A 25,575-nucleotide genomic window follows, 5' to 3' on the forward strand; every position below is an offset into this window, starting at 1 on the left:
GGGCACTTCAACCGCCGATTGCGTCGAAAGGCTTAGTTGGTCTCCCCCAAACAGGGGAGGCCAAGTTGTCGTGGCAAGACTATGCTGCCGGTCAAAGAGGAAGACGTGGCGGGCAGCGATTTCGAAAACGCGCTGATCGACGGCATTTATGAAGCCGCGATCGTGCCTGAGGGCTGGTCCCGCGTCCTGCGGGATACGGCCCGGCTCGCCGGTTGCAAGGAAGCGCTGCTCGGCACGGTCCTCGATGACGACGCCCGCCTGATCGCGTCCTCTCCCGAGTTCGGGCAAGCTTATGAAGAATTGCTGCGGCGCATCCCGTTCGGCATCAACGAGCGGGCGCAGCGTCTGCTCGTCCATGGCCGGCTTGGCTTCATCACTGACAAGGACGTTTTCAGCCAGGACGAGATCGCAAGCGCGCCGCTCTATCAGGACATCCTGATTCCGGCCGGCTATGGTTCCGCTGTCGCCACCGCCATAGCGGCGCCGTCCGGCGACCTGACGATTGTTCATTGCGAGCGGTCCGTGACCGAAGGCTATGTGGATGCAAAAGGCATCTCCGCCCTGGAAAGCCTGCGGTCGCATTTCGCGCGCGCCGGTTTGCTGGGGCGCCGGTTGGCGATGGAGCGGGCGCGAGCCGCGTCGCAGGCCCTCGAGATGATGGGCCTCCCCGCGGCCGTGCTGGGGTTGCGGGGGCAGGTCATCGACGCCAACGCGCTGTTTCAGGATCTGATGCCGGGCGTCTTCCAGGATCGCGCGGCAAGGCTCGCGGTTGCGCACGCCCCCGCGGACGATCTGTTGGCCGCGGCCATCGCGGCCTTGTCGCGGCCCGATCTGCCGCAACCGGTACGGTCCCTCCCGATACCGGCACGGCGGGGCGGCGTGCCGATGGTGCTGCATCTCTCGCCGGTGCGCGGGCAGGCGCGCGATGTGTTTTCCTTCGCCAGCGCCATCGTGGTCGCGACGCCGGTGACGGCGGGGGCCGGGCTCGAGGCCGGCCTGATCGGCGGGCTCTTCGACCTGACCCCGGCGGAGGCGCGTCTGGCCGCCGCGATCGCGGGCGGGCATACGCCCCGCGAAGCCGCACAGCGCCTCGGCGTGACCGAGGCGACGGCCCGCACGACGCTGAAGCGCATTCTGGCGAAGACGGGCTCGCGCCGGCAGGCGGATCTCGTCGGGCTGCTCAAGAGCGCCGCGCCGCCGCGGTGAGCCTTGGACCCCCCATTTGGGGGATGCCAGCCCGGCGAAAGCGGGCGAGAGTGTCGAGGCAGAGACGGCTTTGCCGTCCGCGAACGAAACTTTGCGCCGTCAAAGCCGGGTCAAGCGGCTCTGGCGGCGTTTTTTATCCGCCTCCACCGCCAAAAAAGACGCCGGCAATGGCCGGCGTCCGATGCTGTTCCTGAGTGGCGGTTGGCTCGCTAGGCGAGAGAACTCAGCCCTTGTAGGCGACGAAGTTCTGCTTCTGCTCGCCAAGGCCCTCGATGCCGAGCGCCACGACCTCGCCGCCCTTCAGGAAGCGCGGGGGCTTGAAGCCGAGGCCGACGCCCGGAGGCGTGCCGGTGGTGATCACGTCGCCTGGATCGAGGCGCATGAACTGGCTGATATAGTGGACGAGATAGGCGGCGCCGAAGATCATCGTCTTGGTCGAGCCGTTCTGGACACGCTCGCCCTCGACYTCGAGCCACATGCCGAGRTTCTGGATRTCSKYGATCTCGTCGGKGGTCACCAGCCAGGGGCCGAGCGGRCCGAAGGTCGGGCAGCCCTTGCCCTTGGCCCATTGCCCGCCGCGCTCCTGCTGGAATTCGCGCTCGGAGACGTCGTTGCAGACGCAGAAGCCCGCGATTGCGGCCATCGCATCCTTCTCTTCGATGTAGGAGCCGCCGTCGCCGATCACGATCGCGAGCTCGACCTCCCAATCGGTCTTCTTGGAGCCCTTCGGGATGATGACGTCGTCATTGGGGCCGACGATGCAGTTCGGCGCCTTGTTGAAAAGGATCGGCTCCTTCGGGATCTCCGCGCCGGTCTCGGCAGCGTGGTCCGCGAAATTGAGGCCGACGGCGATGAAGTTGCGGACGTCGCCGACACAGGCGCCGATGCGCGGCGAACCCGAAACCAGTGGCAGCGATTCAGCCGAAACCGCCTTGACCTTGGCGAGCGAGGCCGAACTCAGCGCCTTGCCGGCAACATCAGGGATGACGCCGGACAGGTCGCGCAGCTTGCCCTGGGCATCGAGAAGGGCCGGCTTTTCCTGGCCGAGCGCGCCGTAGCGGAGCAGTTTCAAGGTGTTTCCCCCGTTTCAAACGATCTAAATGGGCTTTCGACTCTGACCGGATGTGTCGGCGAAACACAAGTCCGTCTCTGTGCATGGCCGTCCGCAGCAGGAGGGTGCCCAAGATGTTGCCCGATTGCAACTGCGCGCTCCAAAGCGACTCTCTCAACCGCGAGCACGCAACCGGCCCGCATGAATGTCCCCCGCGCAAAACCCACAATAGTTTGCATGTAAACCATCCTTTTCTGAACGGTCGGCCAGTCGGCATCGCAGAAAGGGCAGTTTTTGGCCGTTTTTCGCCGTTCGTATCCGCGAATAAGGAGATCCGGAGACGGATTTTGGGCGATGCAGGCGGGATTGCGGCAGGAAACGGCTCGCGTCATGCTTCGAATCAACCGAGGTCCGCGCGCCTCGGAAAAGCTTAACCGGGATGGATTCGATGAAGGGCCTTGTTCGTACTGCTGCAGCCGCCACGGTTTCGGTTGCCGCTCTCCTCGCCGCTGGCGCCGCTTCCGCGAGCTCTTTCGCGATCCGCAGCGGCCAGAGCGCCGAAGGCCTGGGTATGGCTTATGCCGGTGCGGCGTCCGGCGGCATCGGCATGGGCTCGATGGCCTGGAACCCGGCGACCATCACGATGTTCCCCGGCCGCAACAGCAACTGGAACTTCACCTACCTCAACGCCAATGCGAGCTACGATCCGACTTCGGTTACGCGCCTCGGCTCGCCCAACGGCCCGGCGAGCCCGATCCAGAACGGCACGGGCAATATCGGGGGCGATGGCGGCTTCATCCCGGCCTCCTACTCGGCCTGGCAGCTTACCGACCGGCTCTGGATCGGTATGCACACCGGGGCGCCCTACGGCCTCCGGTCGAAGCCCGACGACCAGGTGCACGCCGCCCAGATCTATGGCCGCTCCGCCAAGGTGACGACGATCAACGTCTCGCCGACCGTCGGCTATCAGGTCAATGATTGGCTCTCGATCGGTGCCGCGCTGCAGGTTCAGTACTTCAGCGCGAGCCTCAAGCAGGCCGCCGGCATCGGCCCGACGGCGCCGCCGGTCATCATCGAAGGCGACACGATCGATTTCGGCTACCGCTTCGGCTTCACGTTGACGCCGTTCCAGGGCACCAGCATCGGCCTGGCCTATCGTTCCGAAATCCGCCAGACGCTGGAAGGCACCTTCCGCACGCCGCTCGCGGTCGTTCCCGTCAAGGCGAACCTCAACCTGCCGGACTCGGTTGTGTTCGGCGTCTCGCAGGTGATCAACGACCAGTGGCAGGTCCATGCCGGCGTCGAATGGACGAACTGGAGCCGCTTCCGCAACATCCCGGTCGTCAGCAAGCTCGGCGGCATCCCGGTGACGAGCCTGAACTTCCAGTATGACGACGCCTGGTTCTTCACGCTCGGCGCGGAATACAAGTACAGCAATGCGCTGACTTTGCGCGCCGGTGTCGGCTACGAACTCTCGGCGGTCAACGACCGCAACCGCACGATCTTCATCTCGGACAATGATCGCCTCTGGCTTTCGGCGGGTGCGAGCTACCAGCTCACCGACAAGATCAAGCTTGACCTCGGCTACACCTTTATCGACGTGAAGAAGGCCAAGGTGAATTACGACGGCGCGCATCCGCAGCAGGGCGCCGTGTTCTATACCGCCGAGGCCAAGCCCTATGTTAACATCGCCTCGGTCGGCATCACCTATCGCTGGGACGACCCGACCCAGACCGTGCCGGTCCATCCGGTCGTGCGCAAATACTGATTTCGGCGCAGAACGCGCTCGGAAAAGCCGGCCCGACAGGCCGGCTTTTCTGTTTCCGACTTCGGCAAGGTTGCCGGAGGCGATCCGCCAGCAAGGGTTCCGGGGATCTCGGCGATCAGTCGCCAAGATCCCGCTGATTCATCTCTTCGCGAGCGTGCCGATCCACTGGCCGATGGCCGGGTCCCGATGCAGGGCCCGCGCGATGACGCGGGCGAGGTGGCGAAGGTCGGCGCGGCGCATTGGCCTCGCCAGCCGACGATGCATCCCCTTGATCGTCTCAGACCCGGACCTTGACATAGGTGCCGGGCGCATCGGCGAGCGCGGGCAGCTTGCCGCCCCCCGGTTCGCGCGCCGCCACCTTCTTCGGCGCCTGCGCTTCGAGCCAGGCGAACCAATGCGGCCACCATGAGCCCGGGTGCTCCTCGGCCTTCGCCTGCCAGTCGGTATAGCTCCCCTTGGCCGGCCCGCCCGTCCAGTACTGGTACTTCACCTTGCTGGGCGGGTTGACGACGCCGGCGATATGGCCGGAGCCCGCCACGACGTGCTCCACCGGGCCGCCGAAGCATTGCGAGCCGTTGAAGACGGATTGTGCCGGGGCGATGTGATCCTCCCGCGTGGCGAGATTGTAGACCGGCATCGTCACGCGCCGCAGATCGAGTCTCTTCCCGCCGATCGTCATCTCGCCCCGGGCGAGTGTGTTGTCGAGATAGCAGTTGCGCAGATAGAAGGAATGGTTCGCCGCCGGCATCCGGGTCGAATCCGAGTTCCAGTAGAGCAGGTCGAATGCCGCGGGCGTCCTGCCCTTCAGGTAATTGTTGACCGCATAGGACCAGATCAGGTCGTTGGGCCTGAGCATGTTGAAGGCGCCCGACATGCGTGAGCCATCGAGATAGCCGGTCTTGGCCATCTGCTCTTCGATTGCGTGGATCTGTTCTTCGTCCACGAAGACCGAAAGCTCGCCCGGCTGCGAGAAATCGACCTGCGTGGTGAAGAAGGTGGCGCTCTCGATCCGCTTGTCGCCGATGGCGGCCATATAGGCCAGCGTCATGCCGAGCAGCGTGCCACCGACGCAGTAGCCGATGGCCGAAACGCGCTTCTCGCCCGTTATGCGCTCGATCGCATCGAGGGCGGCGAAGATGCCCTCGTGCATATAGCTTTCGAAATCCTTGGTGGCATGCCGGGCGTCGGGATTGACCCAGGAGATGCAGAACACCGTCAGCCCCTGCTCGACGCACCAGCGGATGAAGCTCTTCTCCGGATTGAGGTCGAGGATGTAGAACTTGTTGATCCAGGGGGGCACGATCAGCAGCGGTCGCTTGAACACCTGCGGCGTCGACGGCGCGTACTGGATCAGCTCCATGACCTCGTCGCGGAAGACCACCTTGCCGGGCGTCGTGGCGATGTTGACGCCGACCTCGAAGGCCTTGGCATCGGACTGGCGAATCTTGAGCTCGCCGCCGCCGGCCTCGACGTCCTCGGCGAGCATCTTCATGCCTCGCACCAGATTTTCGCCGTTCTGCTGCAAGGTCTCGCGCAGCAGTTCGGGATTGGTCGCGACGAAATTGGTCGGCGAGAGCGCTCCGGCGATCTGCTTGATGTAGAAGCGCGCCTTGTTGCGCGTATGCGGGTCGAGGTCGTCAGCCTTCTCGACCATGGTCTCGGCCCAGCGCGAGCCGATGAGATAGGCCTGCTTGATGAAGTCGAAGGTCGGGAGGTTCGTCCAGTCCGGATCCTTGAAGCGATTGTCGCGCTGATCTGGCTCGGCGACCGGGGCTACCTCCTCGCCGCTGGCGCGCTTCAGCGCCGCGCTCCACAGATTCATGAAGTCGCGGGTCAACGAAGCCTGCGCTTCGATGATCTTGGCGGGATCATTGACCCATTGCTCGGCGACGCGGCCGAGCGTCTTGACCATGTCGCTCGCCTCATCGGCCTGGCCTGTCTTGGGCTGGCCGCGTTCCAGGGGCTTCAGATAGGCGGCGGTGACCTTGCCGTATTCCTCGACCAGCCGTCCCATGTTCTGCGCGAACTGGTCGAAGTCAGGAACCGGGGACTCGGCGGAACCTTTGTGGTCCTTGGCGCGGTCGTCGACATGGCGGTTCATGAGTCGTCTTCCCCCTTGTCGTCATAGGATAGCGCATGGCTTCCCATTTTGGTCCTATTAAGGACGCAACCGCTGTGCTTTACCAAGCACATTCGACAAACCTGCTGGAAGAACCCATGCCGATCGAGATGCCTGCGACGAAGCCGCTCCGGATCGCGGTGGTGATGGCCGCTGCCGGCATCGCCCTGGCGGGCTGCGCCGGGAATGAGGGCATCAAGGGCGTTGCGGAAGCGGCCGGCATGGCGACGACGCCGCAAGAGGCCAGGAGCTTCGTCCGGGAGACACGGCCCGCGGACGCGCAATACATTCCCGTCGGCAGCACGATCGGGGTCGATCAGCTTTGCCCGGGCCCGAATCCGCCGGCTCCTTACGTGCCGACGGGGCAGGCGGCCCGCTTTGCGGCGCCCAAGCCGACCCGCGGCCCCAATGATCCCTGCAAGAAGCGCTCGGACTTCCAGAAGATCGAGTCCCAGCTCGAGGCCAAGCGCCAGGCCAACGAAAGCGCCGGCACGCAGGCCAAGTCGCTGGGCGAGACGCCGGCTCCCCAGCCTGCGAAGATTCCGCAGAACTGATTTCCAGCCTCGGCGAAAGGAGGGCTTTCGGCGCGCGTGTCGCCATTTCGTCGCAGCGGCAAAATATTGCGTTTTTTGTTCTGTGCGGACGAAAGATGCGGTGCTAAGCACCTCTGGCGCAAAGAAGTGACCAGCGCCTGAGGATGACTGCCGGCGCCCCCGGCCAAGGACCTGTTCGAAATGACCGATTTTCATCGTATCAAGCGCCTGCCGCCCTACGTTTTCGAACAGGTCAACAAGATCAAGGCCGCCGAGCGCGCCAAGGGCGTCGACATCATTGATCTCGGCATGGGCAATCCCGACCTGCCGGCGCCGAAGCACGTCATCGAGAAGCTGGTCGAGACTGCCGGCAAGCCGCGCACCGACCGTTACTCCGCCTCSAAGGGCATTGYCGGCCTGCGCCGCGCCCAGGCGMATTATTAYGMGCGCCGYTTCGGCGTGAAGCTSAATCCCGASACSCARGTGGTCGCGACGCTSGGCTCSAAGGAAGGCTTCGCCAACATGGCGCAGGCCATCACCGGGCCGGGCGACGTGGTGCTCGTGCCCAATCCAAGCTATCCGATCCACGCCTTCGGCTTCCTGATGGCGGGCGGCGTGATTCGTTCGGTTCCGGCCGAGCCGACGCCGGCGATGTTCCCGGCGCTGGAGCGGGCGATGGCGCATTCCGTGCCGAAGCCGATCGCGCTCGTCACCTGCTATCCGGCGAATCCGACGGCCTATGTCGCGACGCTCGACTTCTACCGGGACCTCGTCGCCTTCGCGAAGAAGCACGACATCATCCTGCTGTCGGACCTCGCCTATGCCGAGGTTTATTTCGACGACGACAACCCGCCGCCCTCGATGCTGCAGGTGCCGGGCGCGATCGACGTTGCGGTCGAATTCACCTCCATGTCGAAGACCTTCTCCATGGCAGGCTGGCGCATGGGCTTCGCCGTCGGCAACGAACGCCTGCTGGCGGCGCTGGCGCGGGTGAAATCCTATCTCGACTATGGCGCCTATACGCCGATCCAGGTCGCGGCCGCGGCGGCGCTCAACGGCCCGGACGACTGCATCCGCGAGATGCGCGATATCTACCGCAAGCGCCGCGATGCGCTGGTGGAGAGCTTCGGCAAGGCCGGCTGGGACTTCCCGGCGCCGGAGGCCTCGATGTTCGCCTGGGTCGCGATCCCCGAAAAGTTCCGCCATCTCGGCTCGCTGGAGTTCTCGAAGCTTCTGATCGAGAAGGCCGAGGTCGCTGTCGCTCCCGGTATCGGCTTCGGCGAACACGGGGATGATTATGTCCGCATCGCCATCGTCGAGAACGAGCAGCGCATCCGCCAGGCGGCGCGCAATATCGGCCGCTTCCTGAAGGGCGCTGACGCGACGCTGCACAACGTCATCCAGATGCCGAAGGCGGGGTAGGGCGGTTCTCCGGGACTGTGGTGCTGCGGCCTCTGGACTCGGAGGCGCAAAACATGGGAACCGATGCGGTGCGGACAGCCTGCTCCGCACCGCGTCCGAGGCCCGTCTCCATGCTCCGAAAAGGCCGCTTGCTCGGCGTTGCTTTCGCCGTCTTCGCCCTGGTCTGCCTCGTCGCGACCTATGACTACTCGAAGGGGCGCATCCCGGAGACGCGCTCGGCGCTGGTTTCCGAAGTGCTGTCGGTCACGAAAGGGCGCGAATGCGCCCGCGACGCGACCGATATCGTCTCCCGTTTCATCCCCGTCGGAACGGAGCGGGCCGAGGCCGAGCGCAGGCTTACCGAGATCACGATCGATCCGCCGAAACCCTGGTTCTGGACGCCGGCGGTCGAGAACAGCACGGTTTCCGAAGGCAACTCCATCGAGGCGCTGCACACCATCAAGGCGACGGCCTTCGGCAGCAACCTGCTGCGCATCTATCTCGGCTTCGAGGACGGAAAGGTGAAGCGCGTCGCTGCGGAAGTGGTCTGCCATTTCGGCTGAGACCGCTTGCTGAAATCGCCGAGGCGCTGCGCCCTTGGGGCCGGTGCTTCACCTGCGCCCTTCGGGCGCGACAGCTTTGACAACGCGGTTTCGTTGCGTCAGGCGCTGAGCTATGTTGTCCAGGGGGCGCTGCCACAGGTGCTGCCATGGAAGCGACGGACAAGGTTTTCGCCGGTCCCATCCCGCAGATCTACGATCGGCTGCTCGTACCTCTGATCTTTCGGCCTTATGCTGACGATTTGGCCGCCCGCGTCATGGCATCGCAGCCCTCGCAGATTCTCGAGCTTGCGGCCGGCACGGGCGCGTTGACGCGGGCGATGGCGGCGCGTCTCGGCGGGGCGAGCATCCTCGCTACCGATCTCAATCAGCCGATGCTCGACCTTGCCGCCGCGCAATTTGCGGGCGATGGCAGGGTCGCCTGGCAGCAGGCGGACGCGCTCGATCTGCCGTTCGCGGATGGGAGCTTCGATGTCGCGGCCTGCCAGTTCGGGGTGATGTTCTTTCCCGACAAGCCGAAAAGCCATCGCGGCGTGTGGCGTGTTCTGCGGCCGGGCGGACGCTATCTGTTCAATGTCTGGGACGCGGTCGCCAGCAACGACTTCACGGTGGTGCTCCTGGAGGCGCTCGCCGAAACCTTCCCGGCCGATCCTCCTCGCTTCATCGAGCGCACGCCGCATGGCTACCATGATATCGGGACGATAGAGCTCGATCTCATGGCCGGCGGCTTCGCAAGGCCGGCGATCGAGCGTGTCGAGAAGCGCGCCCGCGCCGATTCCGCGATCGATGTCGCGACGGCGTTCTGCCAGGGGACACCGATCCGCGGAGAGATCGAGGCACGAGGCGGGCCGGGGCTCATGGCGGCGACCGAGGCCGTCGCGAAGGCGCTGGAGCGCCGGTTCGGCTTGGGCCCGATCGAAGGAGGCCTCGCCGCCTTCGTTGTTTCGGCCCAGCGCGAGTAGCTCTGACGGCATTTGCGGGGCGTTACGGCTTAGCCCTCCGTTGACTCGCATCGCGCCGCATGCGACCCCGCGCCCATGACCAGCGCTGCACTTTCGAACGCTTCCCGGCCTCTGCGTGTCGGCCTCGCCGGCCTCGGCACGGTCGGTGCCTCCGTCCTGAAGATCCTGCAACGGCAGGAGAATGCGCTGGCGGCACGTTGCGGCCGGTCGATCCGTGTGGTTGCAGTCTCGGCCCGCGATCGCAAGCGCGACCGCGGCGTCGATCTTGGCGGCCTGGTTTGGTTCGATGATCCTGTCGCGCTGGCGAAATCCGACGACGTCGATTGTGTGGTCGAGCTGATGGGCGGCTCGGACGGCCCGGCCAAGGCGGCGGTCGAAGCCGCGCTTTCGGCCGGAAAGCATGTCGTCACCGCCAACAAGGCCCTGCTCGCGGCCCATGGCGTCGCGCTGGCGGAACTGGCCGAAAGCAACGGCGTGGCGCTTGCCTTCGAGGCCTCGTCGGCCGGTGGCATCCCGGTGGTGAAGACGCTGCGCGAGGCGCTCGCCGGCAACAATGTCAGCCGCATCTCAGGCATCCTCAACGGCACCTGCAACTACATCCTCTCGCGGATGGAGCAGGAAGGGTTGACCTTCGAGGCCTGCCTGGCGGACGCCCAGCGCCTGGGCTACGCCGAAGCGGACCCGACCTTCGACGTCGAGGGCTTCGACACCGCCCATAAACTTGCCATCCTGACCAGCCTCTCCTTCGGCACGAAGATCGACGCCGAAGCGATTCATGTCGAAGGCATTTCCGCGATCACGCCGCTCGACCTGAAGATGGCCGATGAGCTCGGCTACCGGATCAAGCTGCTCGGCGTCGCCGAGCGCACCAAGACTGGCATCGAGCAGCGCGTGCATCCGACCATGGTGCCGAAATCCTCCGCCATCGCGCAGGTGATGGGCGTGCTCAACGCCGTCAGCGTGGACGCCGATGCGGTTCGCGAGATCACGCTGGTCGGCCCCGGCGCCGGCGGCGATCCGACCGCTTCGGCGGTCGTCGCCGACATCGCCGATGTCGCGCGCGGCACGGCTGGCCTGCCGTTCGGCTTGCCCGTTGCCCGTCTCGAGGAAGCCAAGCGCGCGCCGATGCAGCGTCACGAAGGCGGCTACTATGTCCGCCTCGCCGTCGCGGATCGGCCGGGCGCGGCGGCCGCGATCGCCACCCGCATGGCCGAGGCCGACATTTCGCTGGAGAGCATCGTCCAGCGCCGCTCGCCCGAAGCCGCCAATCGCGATCCGGGAGGCCGTTCCGGCGCGCCGGTTCCGGTCGTGCTGATCACCTATGCCACGAGCGAGTCGGCCATCCGCACCGCGCTCGAAAAGGTCACCGCGGACGGCCATGTCGCGGAACCGCCGCAAGTTATCCGCATAGAGCGGGAATAGGCCTTCGGGTCGATTCTACCCGTAACATTGCAAGGGGAAACCATTTCATGTCCGTCGATCTTCGCATCTCCCCGGATCAGATCATCGAGCGCTATCTCTCGATGGAACTCGTGCGCGTCACCGAACGCGCTGCCGTCTCCGCCGCCCGCCTGCGCGGCCATGGCAACGAGAAGGCCGCCGACCAGGCTGCCGTCGATGCCATGCGCCGCGAATTGAACCGTCTGCCGATCGACGGCGAGATCGTCATCGGCGAGGGCGAGCGTGACGAGGCGCCGATGCTCTTCATCGGCGAGAAGGTTGGCAACAAGCAGGGGCCGAAGGTGCATATCGCGGTCGATCCGCTCGAGGGCACGACCCTTTGCGCCAAGGACATGCCGGGCTCGATCGCGGTGATGGCGATGGCCGGCGCCGGCAGCCTGCTCTACGCACCCGACGTCTACATGGACAAGATCGCGTGCGGCCCGGGCTATGCCAAGGGCGTGATCGACCTCGACGCCTCGCCGGCCGACAACATCAATGCGCTGGCCAAGGCCAAGGGCGTGAAGCCGCATGAGATCTCGACGCTGATCATGGACCGCCCGCGCCATGCCAAGCTGATCGAGGAGGTCCGCAAGACCGGCTGCTCGATCCGCCTGATCACCGACGGTGACGTCGCCGGCGTGATCTTCTGCACCCAGCCAGAGAAGACCGGCATCGACCTTTATCTCGGCATCGGCGGCGCGCCCGAGGGCGTGCTCGCGGCGGCCGCGCTGCGCTGTGTCGGCGGCCAGATGCAGGGCCGGCTTATCCTCGACACCGAGGAGAAGCGCGTGCGCGCGGCGGGCATGGGCGTCAAGGACCCGAACAAGAAATACGACATGTCGGAGATGGCCTCGGGCGACGTCATCGTCTGCGCCACCGGCGTGACCGATGGCGGCCTGCTCTCGGGCGTGAAGTTCGGCAAGGACGTGATCGAGACCGAGACGCTGGTCTATCGCTCGATCACCGGCACGGTCCGCCGCATCTATGGCGAGCACCGTGAGTTCTCGAAGTTCCAGCTCGACTGAGCGCGTTGCGCATGTCGAATGACATTTTGACATAACCGAACGTATGCTAGCCCCGGAAAGCAATCTTTCCGGGGTTTGTTTTTGTCCGCATTCGCCCGAGCGCTCGATTTGGTCGATGGCCTCGATCAGGCCGCATCGCCAATGGCTGCGGGATTGGTTCTGCGTCAGGCCCTTGCCCCGTTTGGAAATTGCGGTTTCTTCGCGGGCTCATTTCCCGCTTCTCCGATTTTGCCCGTGGAGCGCATTGTCGCGGGCGGTCGGCGCTATGCGCAGCTCTCGCCGCCAGGGTGGCTCGAAGAATATACGAGGCTCGGCCTCGACCGCGGAAATCCCGTGATCTTCGCTCCTGCCAGACGGGTTTCACCCTTTCGCTGGAGCGATCCGGGCTTTCCCGATTTGATGGATTGGCGCGGCCTCAAGCTCGCGCGCGAGATCGGCTTGCAGGATGGCCTTGCCGTTCCCTGTCATGAACCGGGCGGGCGCGTCGGTGTCATCAGCATGGGCTTCGAGCGCTTGGATCTCTCGCCGCGAGACATTCGGATTATCGCCCTGGCGGCTGTGCTGACGCATGAGCGGATGACACGCTTCGCGACGATGCCCACCCCGCTTGCGGTTGGCCTCAGCCAACGCGAGCGCGACTGCCTTGCCTATGTCGCCGATGGCCTGTCCGATGGCGAGATTGCCGAAAAGCTGGGCATTGCGCAGACGACCGCCCACAGCCATGTCGAGAACGCCAAGCGTAAGCTCGGTGCCCGCAGCCGCGCGCAGGCTGTGGCGCGGCTCTTCGGAAACACGCCGCCGTAAGTTGTCGAAGGAAGGAGTTGCGCCCTCAGGCTATGGCCGTAGCGGCCGCGCGGCCGGCGGCGCGCCCTGAGAAAATGCAGCCGCCAAGGAAGGTGCCTTCGAGCGCGCGATAGCCGTGGACGCCGCCGCCGCCGAATCCGGCCGCTTCGCCAGCGGCATAGAGCCCCGGCACGGGCTCGCCCGCCGCATCCAGGACCCGTGACGACAGATCCGTCATCAGCCCGCCGAGCGATTTTCGCGTCAGGATGTTGAGCCTGACCGCGATTAGCGGACCATGGGCCCGATCGAGGATGCGATGGGGCTTGGCCGTGCGGATCAGCCTGTCGCCGAGATAGTTGCGCGCGCCACGCAGTGCTGTGATCTGCAGATCCTTCGCGAAGGGATTGGCGAGGGCCCGGTCGCGCGCCTCGATCTGCCCGCGCAGATGCGCCTCGTCGATCAGCGCCTCATGGGTCAGCGCATTCATGCGCGCGACGAGGCGGCTGAGATCGCTCTCGACGATGAAATCCTCGCCCTTGTCCATGAAGGCCTGTACCGGGCCGGGCACGCCGCCGCCGGCGCGGCCGAGGACCTGCCGCCAGCTTCTGCCGGTCAGGTCCGGGTTCTGCTCGGAGCCCGACAGCGCGAACTCCTTGGCGATGATGCTGCGGTTCAGCACGAACCAGGAATAGTCGTAGCCGGTCGTCATGATGTGCTCGAGCGTGCCGAGCGTGTCGAAGCCGGGGAAGAGCGGAACCGGGAGACGGTTGCCGCGCGCATCGAACCAGAGCGAGGACGGGCCGGGCAGGATGCGGATGCCATGGCGCGGCCAGATCGGCGCCCAATTGGCGATGCCCTCGACATAGTGCCACATCCTGTCGCCGTTGATCAGCCGCCCGCCGGCCGCCTCGGCCACTGCGAGCATGGCGCCGTCGACATGATCAGGCACGCCTGAGAGCAGCCGAGACGGGGGCTTGCCAAGGCGCGTCGGCCACCGCGCCCGGACGAGCTCGTGATTGCCGCCGATGCCGCCGGAGGTGACGATGACGGCCTGCGCCTTCAACTGGAAGGAGCCGGTGACGCCGCGTCCGCTCTTTTCGCCGCGCGCAACATGGCTCGGCTCCAGCACCTCGCCTTCGACGCCCTCGATCGCCCCGGCGCTGCGCGTGAAGCCGGTGACGCGGTGGCGGAAATGGAAGGCGAGCAGGCCCTTGGCCTGCGCATCCTTCGCCCGGCGCAGAAAGGGCTCCAGCACCCCCGGACCCGTGCCCCAGGTGACATGGAAGCGCGGCACCGAGTTGCCGTGGCCCGTCGCGAGGCCGCCTCCGCGCTCGGCCCATCCGACGACCGGAAACCAACGCATGCCCATGCCGTGCAGCCAGCTGCGCTTCTCGCCGGCGGCAAAGTCGAGATAGGCCTCGGCCCAGCGCCGAGGCCATTCATCCTCCGGCCGGTCGAAGCCAGCCGATCCGAACCAGTCGTCCCGCGCCAGTTCGCGGGAATCGCGGATGCGCAGCCGCCGCTGCTCGGGGCTGTCGATGAGGAACAGCCCGCCCAGAGACCAGAAGGCCTGCCCCCCGAGCGATTGCTCAGGTTCCTGATCGAGCAGCACGACCTTGCGCCCGGCTTCCGCTATCTCGCAGGCGGCGACGAGGCCGGAAAGCCCCGCGCCGACGATCGCCACATCGGTTTCGTGCTGCATGATCCCCCCGGGATGCCGCCTCTGCCGGTGGCTTGCACGCAATATGACGGCCGCTCCCAATACGGCCAAGCTCGACACTGGTTGACCTCGCGCCCGGCTTGCGCGACGCCGTTGGGACAATGAGTCCGATGCAACAATCCCGTGTTTTCCTTGGCGTCACCCGTTCGGTGCTCGGTCGTCCCTGGCGCGACCGGCTCGATACGGCGGGTCTCGGCCGGGCGGAGGCCTTGTCCCAGCGCGAGGGGCTGTCCGATATCCTGTCGCGCCTGCTCGCTTCTCGCGGCGTCGAGCCGGCCGAGGCGATGCGCTTCCTCGAGCCGAAGCTGCGCGACCTGCTGCCGGACCCAGCCGTCCTCACCGACATGGAGCCTGCGGCGGCGCGGCTGGCGCAGGCGGCGATGCGTGGCGAGCGCGTCGCGATCTTCGGCGACTACGACGTCGACGGTGCCTGCTCCTCCGCGCTGCTCGCCGGCCTTCTGACACAGGGCGGGGCGCGCCCGCGCATCCATATCCCCGACCGGCTGATCGAGGGCTACGGCCCCAACAGCGAGGCTATCCGGATGCTCGCGGGCGAGGGCGCCACGCTCCTCGTCACGGTCGATTGCGGCACGACCAGCGAGGAGCCGCTGGCAGAGGCCCGCAGGCTCGGCCTCGACGTCGTGGTGCTCGATCACCATCAGGCGCCGGAGCGCTTGCCGCCGGTCGAGGCGCTGGTCAATCCGAACCGGCAGGACGATCTCTCGGGACTTGGCCATCTCTGCGCTGCCGGCGTGGTCTTCCTCGCGCTGGTCGCCACCAGCCGGGCGTTGCGCCGGCAGGGCCATTGGGCGGTGCGCGGCGGCGAGCCCGACCTGCTGGCGATGCTCGATCTCGTCGCGCTGGCGACGGTCGCCGACGTCGTGCCGCTGCAGGGGCTGAACCGCGCCTTCGTGCGGCAGGGGCTGGCGATGATGCGCAGCCGCGCCCGCCCTGGCCTCGCGGCGCTGATGGATGTCTCCGGCCTTGATGGGCCGATCCAGCCCTGGCATCTCGGCTTCCTGCTCGGGCCGCGCATCAATGCGGGCGGACGCATCGGAGACGCCGCGCTCGGCGCGCGCCTGCTTCTGAGCGATGACGAGGTCGAGGCGCGCAGCATCGCCGCCGAGCTCAACCGCCTCAACCAGGAGCGTCAGGAGATCGAGCGGCTCGCCGTGCTGGAGGCGGTGTCGCAGGCCGAGCATGAGCTCGCCGGCATGGCCGAACTGCCGGTCCTGCTCACCGGCAGCGCCGATTGGCACCCCGGCATCGTCGGGCTGGTCGCGGCACGGCTCAAGGAGCGCTTCCGCCGCCCAGCCTTTGCGCTCGCGCTGAACGGGGAGGGTGGGGCGACCGGCTCCGGCAGGTCAGTCGCTGGCGTCGATCTGGGCCGGGCCGTGCGCGCCGCCGTCGAGGCGGGGCTCGCGGTCAAGGGCGGTGGCCATGCCATGGCGGCTGGCGTGACGCTGGCTAGCGGGCAGGCCGCGCCGTTCCACGCGTTCCTGAACGACCATCTCGCCCGCGAGGTCGGCGCCGCCGGCGAGGCCGAGGCGCTGCTCGTCGACGCGGCGCTCAGCGCCGGCGGCGCGAGTCCGCGGCTGATCGCCGAGATCGAGAAGGCCGGGCCGTTCGGTTCGGGCAGCCCGGAGCCGGTCTTCGTCTTCCCGGCGCATCGCCTGACCGACGCCGTCGAGATCGGCAGCGGTGGCCATGTCCGCATCAAGCTGCGCTCGGGCGATGGTGCCAGCGTTGGCGGGATTGCCTTTCGCGCGGCGCAGGAGCCCTTAGGGCAGGCTCTGTTCGGGGCGCGTGGCGAAACCGTACATCTGGCGGCGACGCTCTCGCTCAATCGTTGGGGCGGCAACGAGACGGCGGAGCTGCGCATCCTCGATCTCGCTCGCCCGGTCTAGCAGATCGTCATCGAAACCGAGTCATCCACATTTCTTGTGAACGGGCGCTTGCAGAGCGGCAGGCCTGCCACTATACCTCGCCCCGCTTCGGCACGAACCTTCCCGGTTCGAGGCAGAGCGACCTTCGTCTATCGGTTAGGACACCAGCCTTTCACGCTGGGGAGACGGGTTCGACTCCCGTAGGTCGCGCCACTCTTTTAAGGGTGGCTTAAGTAGCTGAAATCAAACGATAAAATGATGCGAAAAATCGAGGGTGTTCCCCGCGATGTCCCCCATTTCTGTCCCCCGCTACAGGGGGGCTGGCGTGCCGACCGCGCACGAATGCCGGCGCAGGCCTTCATTCGGCTGCGCTTCGATGCCGGCGAGGCCTATCAGTTCGACTGGAGCCATGAGGCGATCGAACTCCACGGGCTGCCCGTCGTCGTGAAGGTCGCCCAGATGTGGCTGGCCTATAGCCGCATGCCGAGCGTGCGCGCCTATTTGCCAGACGCAGGAGATGGTCTTCGATGCGCATGACGAGGCCTTCGCCTTCTGTGGCGGGGTTGCCGGCGGCATCTACGACAACGTGAAGACGGCGGTGGAGACCGCCTTCGTCGGCCGCGCCCGGGAGTTCAACCGGCGCTTCCTTCAGCTCTGCCGCATCGCCTGGTCGAGCCGGTGGCCTGCACATCGGCGGCCAGCTCGGAGAAGGGTCAAGTCGAGAACCAGATCGGCACGATCCGCGATCTGCTGTATGCCGAGGGTCATGTCGTGGGGCGCCTGCATGTTGTCACGCTGATGCGGCGCATGGGGATCGAGGCGCTCTATCGCAGGCCGAACACCTCGAAGCGGGTTCCGGGTTATCCGATCTCTCCCCACCTGCTGCGCAAGCTGCCGGTGACCGCACCAACCAGGTCTGGGCGATGGACATCACCTGCATCCCGATGGCGCGAGGCATCGTCTATCTCGCGGCTGTCATCGACTGGTTCAGCCGCGGCATTGTCGCGGCGACGCCGACCAGGGCACTCAGTTCGCCAGCCGCGAGTTTACCGGCCTGCTGATCGGCGCAAATATCAGGACCAGCATGGACGGCAAGGGCGCCTGGCGCGACAACGTCTTCGTCGAACGCCTCTGGAAATCGCTGAAATACGAGGGGGCCTATCTGCGCGCTTATGCCAGCGTGTCGGAGGCGTGCGCCTCGATCGGCCGGTATCTCGACTTCTACAACGGCCGGAGGCCTTGTCAGGGGCTGGGGCGCCAAACCCCCGACCAAGCATACTTCAACACGCTGCTGCCAATCCCGGCTGCGGCATAATCGAGGCTGGAACCCACTTAGCAACAGGCCGGAAACTGTTCAGATAAACCGAGCCGGCGATTGCTGCGAGGAGACCGCTTCCTGTCCCGAACCAATCGGGCAATGGGCACCCGACGCTACAGCCTTGTTACGTTTTCCCCCTTGCCAAGTGTCTGCGCCCTGCCATCGCAAGAAAGGCCCAATCGGCGACGGCATCGGCGAAATCGAACCAACGGGCTGGATGGCCGGTGGCACTCAGCCTTTCCAAGTGATTGCTGAAGGTAGCCTTGTCACGTTCGAACCAACGCAGGCGAAGAAGGCGGCGAATATAGCGCCGCCTCTGCTGAACGAGACGGTGACGGTACTCTTCCTGCTCCAGCACGATCGGGCCGTACCGGACTAAAATTTGCAGCCGATCGAGAAGCGCAAATCCGAGCTTTACATGAACGTCATAGGCATTGCTATCGTGAATCCGCCTAATTGCCAGACCTTCATGGATAAACGCAAGGTTGTTATGCAGGCAAGCGCGTAAAGCAGCCTCAGCATCAAGGTAAGGAAGAAGATTTTCGTCATAAAATGAACGGCTCATGTCGATCAGGGATCGACGAAACAGAAAATGCGTCCCCGAAAATACCGTATTATCCTCGCGCAAATAGGCGCGAATAATTGATATTCCGTCGAAAACGGTCTGATTTCGAGGAATGTTTTCGTCGCGGAGGTGGTCGGAGTATTCGAGGCAACCAACCGCAACCACATCGGGATGCTGTTCTGCGAGCTCGATTTGTCGGCGAATAGAGTCGGTAGTCATCAAATCATCGGCGCATAGGAGCCGGAAATAGCCAGCCTCGGCCGGCAAAAGATTGAGGACAGCGTTGAAATTCGCCGCCATGGGGATCGTGCTCGGATTACGATGGCTCAGGATCGGGACTCGGCCATTCGCATGCTGCGCAATAATCTCCGGAGTGGCGTCCGTGCTAGCATTGTCCAGAATGACGTGAACGAGATTTGGATAATCGAGCGATTGCACGCACGCTATGGTATCAGCCAAATACTTCTCGCCATTGTAGACCGGCGTCGCGATGACGACGAGCGGGAATGCCGACTTTGAGCGCATGATCCGCTTCTCTCAGTTCATGTTAGCGCGAAGTCCCAGACGAAATTTATTTCCCTACCTCTCCACTGCCGTTTACAGCGTCAACTTTTTCTAGCCAGATCTCTCGCCACCACGTGTATATATTTCTTGGACAAAACAATCTATTCTCGCTGTAACTGGAGCGGCAGTACGAATTCTCCAGAATGACAGCGGGTGTTTTGAGCCGCCGCATAAGCCCGGTCCTCTCATCGACGAAAGTCTCCACGCGCGTTTTTACCTGCATAACCTTACCACAATAGGGAACGAGCTCAGCATCAAATCTCATGCCTCGGTTCTGATTGGACGCGTCGATCGTTTTCCGGATTTCCTCAAAGGATCGGACCCGGACCCAGTCCCCGGCTTGTAAATTAAGGTCTGATACCGGCCCGATCGCGCCAGGCGGAAGGTCTCCTGCCCGCCTGGGAAACGGAACGCCGCCCCACAGTGATTGAACCCGATCGTAGAACCAACGTCCAGGACGGCCCAACCTTCGCCTCTTGGCCATGGTCATGTAAATGAATGCGAAGTACAAAAAACCACGCATCATCCTGGGCAGGGAATTATTTCCGGACGCATAGTCCTCGATATACTGGCGTGCGTCCCACCATTTGAGCGGCCGCGTATACTGTAGAAGCTCGGTGGCCTGGCAGAAATACCTTGTATTTTGCTTGGAGTCCGATGCGTGGGTCGCTTTCAACACGTCCTCTTCGGTGCAGCCTGCTGAGAGGCGCCCGGCGTCGGATATTTCCGCGAATTCGCCCTTTTCGACGGGTTTGAGCCAAGCCTGCTTCCAGAAGATCAGGCATCCTGCCTGGCACCCCCCGTAAGCCGCGCCGTCGCACCGATGATTCAAGTGGACACTGTCAGGCAGCCGGCGGCCGACATAATCTCCGCTGACCGTGTCGCAGGTTTTGTGTGCGCTCTTATAGATCTCGAATTTTTGACCACAGTATTCGAACATCTGCGGCATGAACGGCAGTCCATCGAGGCGGCCACCCTTATCGAGCGTTGCAAGGATCTCCTCCTTGCTTCGTACCTCGACCCAGTCACCGGCTCGCATCTTCATGTTGAGCTCCTTCTGTTGATACGTGGTTCGCTCGATCAAGCCCACCCGGAGGCGCGGTGATCCCAGACGATATCCAATTTGACGGGAAAATTCCATGGTAATCGTCATCGACACGACGTAGGGTTCGCGAACAACTTTGCGAACGAAGACCTTCGCGGCTCGAAATCACCGCCCGACCCACCGGGAACGGAAGCATATGGAAGTCCTGAAGCAGCGTACAATTCGAGGCGGCCTCGCCAAGCTTGTCGGCCAGGGGATAACGTTTGCGCTGCGGCTGTTTTACATCGTGGTGATGGCGCGGCTCCTTTCGCCGTCGGAGTTCGGCCTTGTCGCCATGGTCACAGTCATAACCGGAATTTACGACCTGTTTCGGGACGGGGGCCTTTCGGCGGCCGCCATCCAACAAGCAACCGTCACCGAGGAGCAAAAGTCCACGCTGTTCTGGGTCAACATGCTCATAGGCGCGACCCTTACCCTACTTTGCCTGTTGACTGCGCCAATTCTCATTCGCTTTTATCAAGAACCTCGTCTTTTCGGGGTCACGGCGGTGATATCCGGCGGCTTCCTGTTCAGCGCCGCCGGTGCGCAATATGCGGCCATACTGCACCGCGAGTTGCGTTACGTCACGCTGGCTCTGATCGACGTTTTCAGCGTTCTCGTGAATACGGTCACAGCAATCGCGATGGCTGCCACCGGCTGGGGCTATTGGTCGCTCGTTGTACCCTCGGTTGGAATAACAGTTATCAATACTGTCGTGATGTGGCTCGTCGTGGGTTGGAGGCCGGGTTGGCCGCACCGCGATGCCAAGGTGATGGCGATGCTGAAATTCGGCGGAACGACGAGCTTGAATAGCCTCGTCGTTTATATCGCCTATAACCTCGACAAGATTTTGATCGGTCGATTCTGGGGAGCTGATGCGCTCGGTCTTTATTCGCGAGCATATCAACTTATCAATATCCCGACGACGCAACTGAACGGTGCCCTTGGAAGCGTGGCGTTCTCCGCCTTGTCGCGCCTTCAGAATGAGCCTGCGCGATATAAGAACTACTTCATCAAAGGTTACTCGCTCGTCGTTGCTTTGACGGCTCCAATCACACTGTTTTCTGCCGTATTCGCGGATGACATCATTCGCGTCGTAATGGGCCCCCGTTGGGAGGCCGCGGCGACGATCTTTCGCCTGTTGACGCCAACCGTTCTGTTCTTTGGCTTGGTCGATCCGCTCGCCTGGTTTCTGATGTCGAGCGGCCTGCAACGGCGAAGCTTGAATATTGCGTTGGTTCTCGCACCGATTTGTATTGTCTCCTATCTCGCCGGGCTGCCTTACGGACCGACCGGTGTGGCTGCGGCTTTTTCCATCGCGCTGTCCTTGTGGCTTGTTCCGCACATGATGTGGTGCGTCAAAGGCACAAGCATCACGATGACCGATCTACTTGGCGCAATTTGGCCTCCTTTCGGTTCGGCGATTGTCGCGACGATTGCCGCTGTCGCGGTTGAGGCTCTCGTCGGTCACACAGAGCCTGCTCTGTTGAGGGTTGCTCTCAGCGCGAGCGTCATGGCAGCAACTTATTCGGCAATGCTGCTTGTCGTAATGGGTCAGAAAACATTCTATCTGAACCTCATATCCCAGGTGAGGACATAGGTCGTGCTGCCTTGACGGGGCGGCTTCTTGCGGTTTCGAATCTCAGTAAAAATCGCTCGGCGCCAAGGTAAAGGCGCGCGCCGTTGTCCAAGCAGAAATGCCCGCGCGGTCGTTATGCGCTCGACCGAGCGGCCCACCTGTTCCAGCATGAGCGTGCATCTCTTCTGCTTCCGGGGCGTCGGGGCGATTTGGAAACGCTGCTATGGCAGGCGCGGGAAGCGATGGCGTGGCCTCGCCAAAGCCACCGCCCAGGTTCACTTCACCGCCATCGCCTACAATCTCAAACGGACCCGCTCAATCGTCATGGCAGCCGTTTGAGCGCGGAAAAGGCCACTGTAACCCAGCGCCCAACACTCGCATCGAGCGGGCCGCAAACCGCCAAATCCGCGCCGTCTACGCCTACCCGCGCACAGGTCTCACAAGAGGCGATCGAAGCGTGATCGTCCAGGTCGAAGAAGCGCTCGGTGAGTTCCTCGCGATTCCTGGCCTTGGCCGCCTCTGGTGATGTTTGCGTCGGCCTCGCCGGCGACGATCCGGCGAGCGCCAAATGGACGTATTATGGATAAGCCCAGAACAGCTTGTCGTCGAGAAGGCCGCTTTGGCGATGCTTCATCAGCATTTTGAGCCGGGTATAGGGCGGCGCACGGAAGTCATCCTCGCTCATGGCGATACGCTCAAATACATCATGCATTTGGCGGGCGCCGGATTCCGCAGTCCAGCGCGCTTCGAATGTCGGCAACACGTGGCCGATCTTGACGAAATTCACGCGGTAGGAACGGTTATCCGCGCTCGGCTCGCCGACAATCAACTCGCAACCGGAAAACTCGTTCGCGACGATGCGTGCGATCTCGATAACGCGGTAGTTCTGCTGGTTCGAACCGACATTGAAGATCTGGCCGCGAATACGATCGGGTGGTGCGGTCAGCGACAGATGCACGGCTTGGCACATATCGAGCGCATGAACGAGCGGTCGCCAAGGTGAGCCGTCGGAGAGGAGTTTGATCTGCTTGGTGGTCCATGCGAGGCCGCAGAGGTCGTTCAGCACAATGTCGAAACGCTGGCGCGGCGAGGCGCCATAAGCAGTCGCGTTGCGCAAGAAGCAGGGTTCAAAGTCGTCCCCGGCCATGGCGGAGACATCGTGCTCGACCTTGGCCTTGCATTCCGCATAGGCCGTCTGCGGGTTCACCGGGCTCTCTTCGTCGAGAATCTGGTCTGGAGCGCCGACCCCATAAACTGAGCATGAGGACATGTAGACGAAGCGTTTGACACCGGCTTTGCGCGCGAGTTGTGCCAGCCGTACCGATCCGCCATGATTGATCTCATGTGTCAATTGGGGGTCCTGCTGCCCCAGCGGATCGTTGGACAGTTCGGCGAGATGCGCGACCCCGTCGAAGCCTTCAAGGTCTTCGGCTGTGATTTCACGCAAATCTTTCGTGATGACTGCCGGGCGCGGTCCCCTCATCGGATAGAGCCAACCCTGGCGGTAATAGCCGGTATCGAGGCCAACGGCTTCGATACCCTGCTCGATCAGATACGGACCAAGAAGCGCGCCGATATATCCATCTGCGCCAGTAAACAGCACACGCATGTCTAGACCCCAGCCATCAGAAACCAGCTAATCTGTTCCCAACATACCAACGCGCGAAAGCTTCACATGGCAGCGCACCCCTTTATCCGGCGATCGGGTTGGCCAGCGGTACAGCCCGCTCGCACCGGCATATCGTGGATTAAGTTGCTGAAGCAAAGGAGGCCGGCGTGGAGTTCACGCATCGGCACGATCCGGGACTTCGAAGCCGCAGGCCTGGCTGATCAAGCACATACGCCTCTGCCTCACGACACGCTGCTCAACGAGATCATCATGCCGCAAAATCGCGACTTATTACTAGCAGATTTAATTACCTAAGGGAAGAATGTCTCGGTGCCGCGCTGGCGTATGATTTTTAGGTCGCAAGGGATCATTTTTTATGCGCCCAAGCTTCGAAGCTTGCTATAGTCTTAGATCTGATCCGCAGGGATCGCTCGCCAGTGTCATTTAACTGAATCTTGGGGGGCTGATTTGAAATTCGTCGCTACTAAGCTCGCGGGGGCGTTCATCCTTGAGCTCGAACGCAGGGAGGATGAACGAGGCTTCTTCGCACGGACCTTCTGCCAGAACGAATTCCAAGCTCACGGCCTCAAGGCGACGATCGCACAGGCCAATCTCGCCTCGAACATCCACAAGGGCACGCTGCGGGGCATGCATTTCCAATATCCCCCGGCGGCGGAAACCAAGCTCGTGCGATGCACGCGCGGGTCAATCCTCGATATTATCGTCGACCTGCGTCCGGAGAGTCCCACATTCCTGGAGCATATCGAGGTGGAGCTGAGCCAGGAGAACGGTCGTGCGCTCTACGTGCCGGAGCGTTTCGCGCATGGTTATCAGGCGCTCGAAGACGGGACGGACACCAGCTATCAGGTCGGCGAATTCTATACGCCGAGCGCTGAAGGCGGCCTGATGTACAACGACCCGCGTCTGGGCCTGACATGGCCGCTGCCCGTGACGGTCATCTCGCCCAAAGACCAGGCTTTTGCGCCGTTCGATGCGGTCGAGACCGAGTTGAAGGCCAAAATGGGCTCCAAGCCAGTGTCGGTGGCCGGCTGAAGGAACAGGGGTAGAGCGCCATGCTGATCGTCGATACTGCTCTGAAGAGGCGTGCGGAAGAGAACAACCCGATCCGAGTCGGCATTCTCGGCGCGGGATTCATGTGTCAGGGACTTGCAAACCAGCTCGCGCATTCCGTGCCGGGAATGCGCCTGGCTGCGATCTCCAATCGCCGTCCGGAGCGGGCCCTGAACGTTCTTGCCTATGCCGGCTTCGAGAACAGCAAGCTATCGGACAGGCAGACGGAGCTGGATGAGATCATCCGCTCCGGAAAGCCGGCGGCAACGGAAGATGCCATGCTATTGGCGCGCTCGCCGGAGATCGATGTGCTGGTCGATACGACCGGCTCGGTCGAGTTCGGCGCGCACCTCGTGCTGGAAGCTTTCAAACACGGCAAAGACGTGGTTTTGATGAACGCCGAGATCGATGCCACCATCGGGCCGATCCTGCGGGTGCATGCGCACCGATATGGCCGGATTCTTTCCGCTTGCGACGGCGATGAACCGGGCGTGCAGATGAATCTGGTTCGCTGGGTGCGGGGCCTGGGGCTGACGCCTCGCCTCATCGGCAACATCAAGGGTCTACAAGATCCGTACCGCACCCCGACCACTCAAAAAGCCTGGGCGGAGCGCTGGGGGCAGAATGCGGCGATGGTGACGAGCTTCGCCGACGGCTCCAAGATCAGCTTTGAGCAATCCATCGTCGCAAATGCCACCGGCTTCAAAGTGCTTCAACGGGGCATGTCGCGCGGGCGCGAATACCGCGACGACGTCATGGCGATAGGCAAGCTATACGACATCGACCAGTTGCGAGAGCTCGGCGGCGCCATCGACTATGTCGTCGGCACCCCCCTCACCAAAGTCTTCGTGCTCGCGGAGCATCCTGATCCAAAACAGCAGCACTACCTCAATCTCTACAAGATGGGCGAAGGGCCGCTCTATTCGTTCTTCACGCCTTACCACCTCGTCCATTTCGAGACGCCGCTGTCGATTGCGCGGGTGGTTCTGTTCCGGGATGAGCTGGCGCCGCCGCTCGGAGGCCCGGTGGTCGAGGTCTGCGCGATCGCCAAGCGGGACCTCAAGGCCGGCGAGACGCTCGACGACTACGGCATGTACATGACCTATGGCGAAGCGGTGAATGTCGATGAAATGAGCGCCGGGCGCTATCTGCCAGAGGGTTTGGTCGCCGGCTGCCGCCTCGTCCGCGACATCGCGAAGGACGAGGTCCTGACATATGACGACATCGTCCTGCCGCCCGGACGGCTAGCCGACACGCTTCGCGCTGAGCAATATCGCCATTTCCGTGGCGAGACCTGGCTCGAGGATCTGCTCAAGATTGCGGCGTGA

General features: G+C 63.6%; 20 protein-coding genes, 1 tRNA gene and 1 pseudogene. 16 read left to right on the forward strand and 6 right to left on the reverse strand.

Annotated features, from left to right (window positions below; translation table 11 throughout):
* The first annotated feature begins 105 nt into the window (after window positions 1-105).
* A complete protein-coding gene (locus AC1DEZ_RS10245; RefSeq protein WP_441511227.1) occupies window positions 106-1,206 on the forward strand; it encodes a helix-turn-helix transcriptional regulator in 1,101 nt (366 codons plus the stop codon).
* Between the two features lie 223 nt (window positions 1,207-1,429).
* Here AC1DEZ_RS10245 and AC1DEZ_RS10250 read toward each other — a convergent pair whose 3' ends face one another.
* Entirely contained in the window at window positions 1,430-2,278 is an 849-nt protein-coding gene (locus tag AC1DEZ_RS10250) for a fumarylacetoacetate hydrolase family protein (RefSeq protein ID WP_476779676.1), read from the reverse strand.
* Window positions 2,279-2,705: 427 nt separating this feature from the next.
* On the opposite strand from AC1DEZ_RS10250, the gene AC1DEZ_RS10255 reads away from it, so the two are divergent.
* Window positions 2,706-4,025: an OmpP1/FadL family transporter gene (locus AC1DEZ_RS10255; RefSeq protein WP_441511229.1), complete on the forward strand. Its 1,320-nt coding sequence runs from the start codon at window positions 2,706-2,708 to the stop codon at window positions 4,023-4,025.
* A 277-nt stretch (window positions 4,026-4,302) separates the two neighbouring features.
* Here the strand turns inward: AC1DEZ_RS10255 and AC1DEZ_RS10260 are convergent, their stop codons facing one another.
* The gene (locus AC1DEZ_RS10260) at window positions 4,303-6,126 is read right to left on the reverse strand and encodes a PHA/PHB synthase family protein (RefSeq protein ID WP_441511230.1); all 1,824 of its coding nucleotides are present in this window, start codon (window positions 6,124-6,126) and stop codon (window positions 4,303-4,305) included.
* Between the two features lie 116 nt (window positions 6,127-6,242).
* Here AC1DEZ_RS10260 and AC1DEZ_RS10265 point away from each other — a divergent pair, with 116 nt between their 5' ends.
* The 7 genes from AC1DEZ_RS10265 to AC1DEZ_RS10295 all read left to right on the forward strand — a co-directional run bounded on the left by AC1DEZ_RS10265 (window position 6,243) and on the right by AC1DEZ_RS10295 (window position 12,872).
* Window positions 6,243-6,698, forward strand: coding sequence for a hypothetical protein (locus AC1DEZ_RS10265; RefSeq protein WP_441511231.1), 456 nt, complete (start codon window positions 6,243-6,245; stop codon window positions 6,696-6,698).
* Between the two features lie 180 nt (window positions 6,699-6,878).
* A complete protein-coding gene (locus AC1DEZ_RS10270) occupies window positions 6,879-8,099 on the forward strand; it encodes an LL-diaminopimelate aminotransferase (RefSeq protein WP_476779677.1) in 1,221 nt (406 codons plus the stop codon).
* 128 nt (window positions 8,100-8,227) lie between these two features.
* Window positions 8,228-8,641, forward strand: coding sequence for a hypothetical protein (locus AC1DEZ_RS10275; protein ID WP_441511233.1), 414 nt, complete (start codon window positions 8,228-8,230; stop codon window positions 8,639-8,641).
* Between the two features lie 146 nt (window positions 8,642-8,787).
* Entirely contained in the window at window positions 8,788-9,600 is an 813-nt protein-coding gene (locus tag AC1DEZ_RS10280; protein ID WP_441511234.1) for a class I SAM-dependent methyltransferase, read from the forward strand.
* A 75-nt stretch (window positions 9,601-9,675) separates the two neighbouring features.
* The gene (locus AC1DEZ_RS10285; RefSeq protein WP_441511235.1) at window positions 9,676-11,022 is read left to right on the forward strand and encodes a homoserine dehydrogenase; all 1,347 of its coding nucleotides are present in this window, start codon (window positions 9,676-9,678) and stop codon (window positions 11,020-11,022) included.
* A 47-nt stretch (window positions 11,023-11,069) separates the two neighbouring features.
* Window positions 11,070-12,068 (forward strand): class II fructose-bisphosphatase, encoded by a 999-nt coding sequence (gene glpX, locus AC1DEZ_RS10290; protein ID WP_441511236.1) that lies wholly within the window; start codon window positions 11,070-11,072, stop codon window positions 12,066-12,068.
* Between the two features lie 234 nt (window positions 12,069-12,302).
* Window positions 12,303-12,872 carry a helix-turn-helix transcriptional regulator gene (locus AC1DEZ_RS10295; RefSeq protein ID WP_441511237.1) on the forward strand — a complete coding sequence of 190 codons (570 nt, stop codon included), beginning with the start codon at window positions 12,303-12,305 and terminating at the stop codon, window positions 12,870-12,872.
* 25 nt (window positions 12,873-12,897) lie between these two features.
* Here the strand turns inward: AC1DEZ_RS10295 and AC1DEZ_RS10300 are convergent, their stop codons facing one another.
* Window positions 12,898-14,553, reverse strand: a complete 1,656-nt coding sequence (locus tag AC1DEZ_RS10300; protein WP_441511238.1) for an FAD-binding dehydrogenase — start codon at window positions 14,551-14,553, stop codon at window positions 12,898-12,900.
* A gap of 128 nt (window positions 14,554-14,681) precedes the next feature.
* On the opposite strand from AC1DEZ_RS10300, the gene recJ reads away from it, so the two are divergent.
* The 4 genes and pseudogenes from recJ to AC1DEZ_RS10320 all read left to right on the forward strand — a co-directional run.
* Window positions 14,682-16,478 carry a single-stranded-DNA-specific exonuclease RecJ gene (gene recJ, locus AC1DEZ_RS10305; protein ID WP_441511239.1) on the forward strand — a complete coding sequence of 599 codons (1,797 nt, stop codon included), beginning with the start codon at window positions 14,682-14,684 and terminating at the stop codon, window positions 16,476-16,478.
* Window positions 16,479-16,595: 117 nt separating this feature from the next.
* A tRNA-Glu gene (locus AC1DEZ_RS10310) sits at window positions 16,596-16,670 on the forward strand.
* A 129-nt stretch (window positions 16,671-16,799) separates the two neighbouring features.
* Window positions 16,800-16,994 (forward strand): hypothetical protein, encoded by a 195-nt coding sequence (locus tag AC1DEZ_RS10315; RefSeq protein ID WP_441511240.1) that lies wholly within the window; start codon window positions 16,800-16,802, stop codon window positions 16,992-16,994.
* Window positions 16,995-17,195: 201 nt separating this feature from the next.
* Window positions 17,196-17,772, forward strand: a pseudogene (locus AC1DEZ_RS10320) (transposase); the annotation flags it as partial.
* A gap of 127 nt (window positions 17,773-17,899) precedes the next feature.
* Here the strand turns inward: AC1DEZ_RS10320 and AC1DEZ_RS10325 are convergent.
* Together AC1DEZ_RS10325 and AC1DEZ_RS10330 are read right to left on the reverse strand one after the other, a co-directional pair.
* Entirely contained in the window at window positions 17,900-18,865 is a 966-nt protein-coding gene (locus AC1DEZ_RS10325; RefSeq protein ID WP_441511241.1) for a glycosyltransferase, read from the reverse strand.
* Between the two features lie 46 nt (window positions 18,866-18,911).
* Entirely contained in the window at window positions 18,912-20,057 is a 1,146-nt protein-coding gene (locus AC1DEZ_RS10330; protein ID WP_441511531.1) for a hypothetical protein, read from the reverse strand.
* An 88-nt stretch (window positions 20,058-20,145) separates the two neighbouring features.
* Here AC1DEZ_RS10330 and AC1DEZ_RS10335 point away from each other — a divergent pair, with 88 nt between their 5' ends.
* A complete protein-coding gene (locus AC1DEZ_RS10335; protein WP_441511242.1) occupies window positions 20,146-21,588 on the forward strand; it encodes a lipopolysaccharide biosynthesis protein in 1,443 nt (480 codons plus the stop codon).
* A gap of 556 nt (window positions 21,589-22,144) precedes the next feature.
* On the opposite strand, the gene AC1DEZ_RS10340 is transcribed toward AC1DEZ_RS10335, so the two are convergent.
* Window positions 22,145-23,176 (reverse strand): NAD-dependent epimerase/dehydratase family protein, encoded by a 1,032-nt coding sequence (locus AC1DEZ_RS10340; protein ID WP_476779678.1) that lies wholly within the window; start codon window positions 23,174-23,176, stop codon window positions 22,145-22,147.
* A gap of 468 nt (window positions 23,177-23,644) precedes the next feature.
* Between AC1DEZ_RS10340 and rfbC the strand changes: the two genes are divergently transcribed.
* Window positions 23,645-24,229: a dTDP-4-dehydrorhamnose 3,5-epimerase gene (rfbC, locus tag AC1DEZ_RS10345; protein WP_441511244.1), complete on the forward strand. Its 585-nt coding sequence runs from the start codon at window positions 23,645-23,647 to the stop codon at window positions 24,227-24,229.
* Between the two features lie 20 nt (window positions 24,230-24,249).
* On the forward strand, window positions 24,250-25,575 hold the full coding sequence (locus tag AC1DEZ_RS10350) for an NAD(P)H-dependent oxidoreductase (RefSeq protein ID WP_441511245.1): 1,326 nt from the start codon (window positions 24,250-24,252) through the stop codon (window positions 25,573-25,575).

This window comes from Allobosea sp. 10L422 (assembly GCF_056395345.1).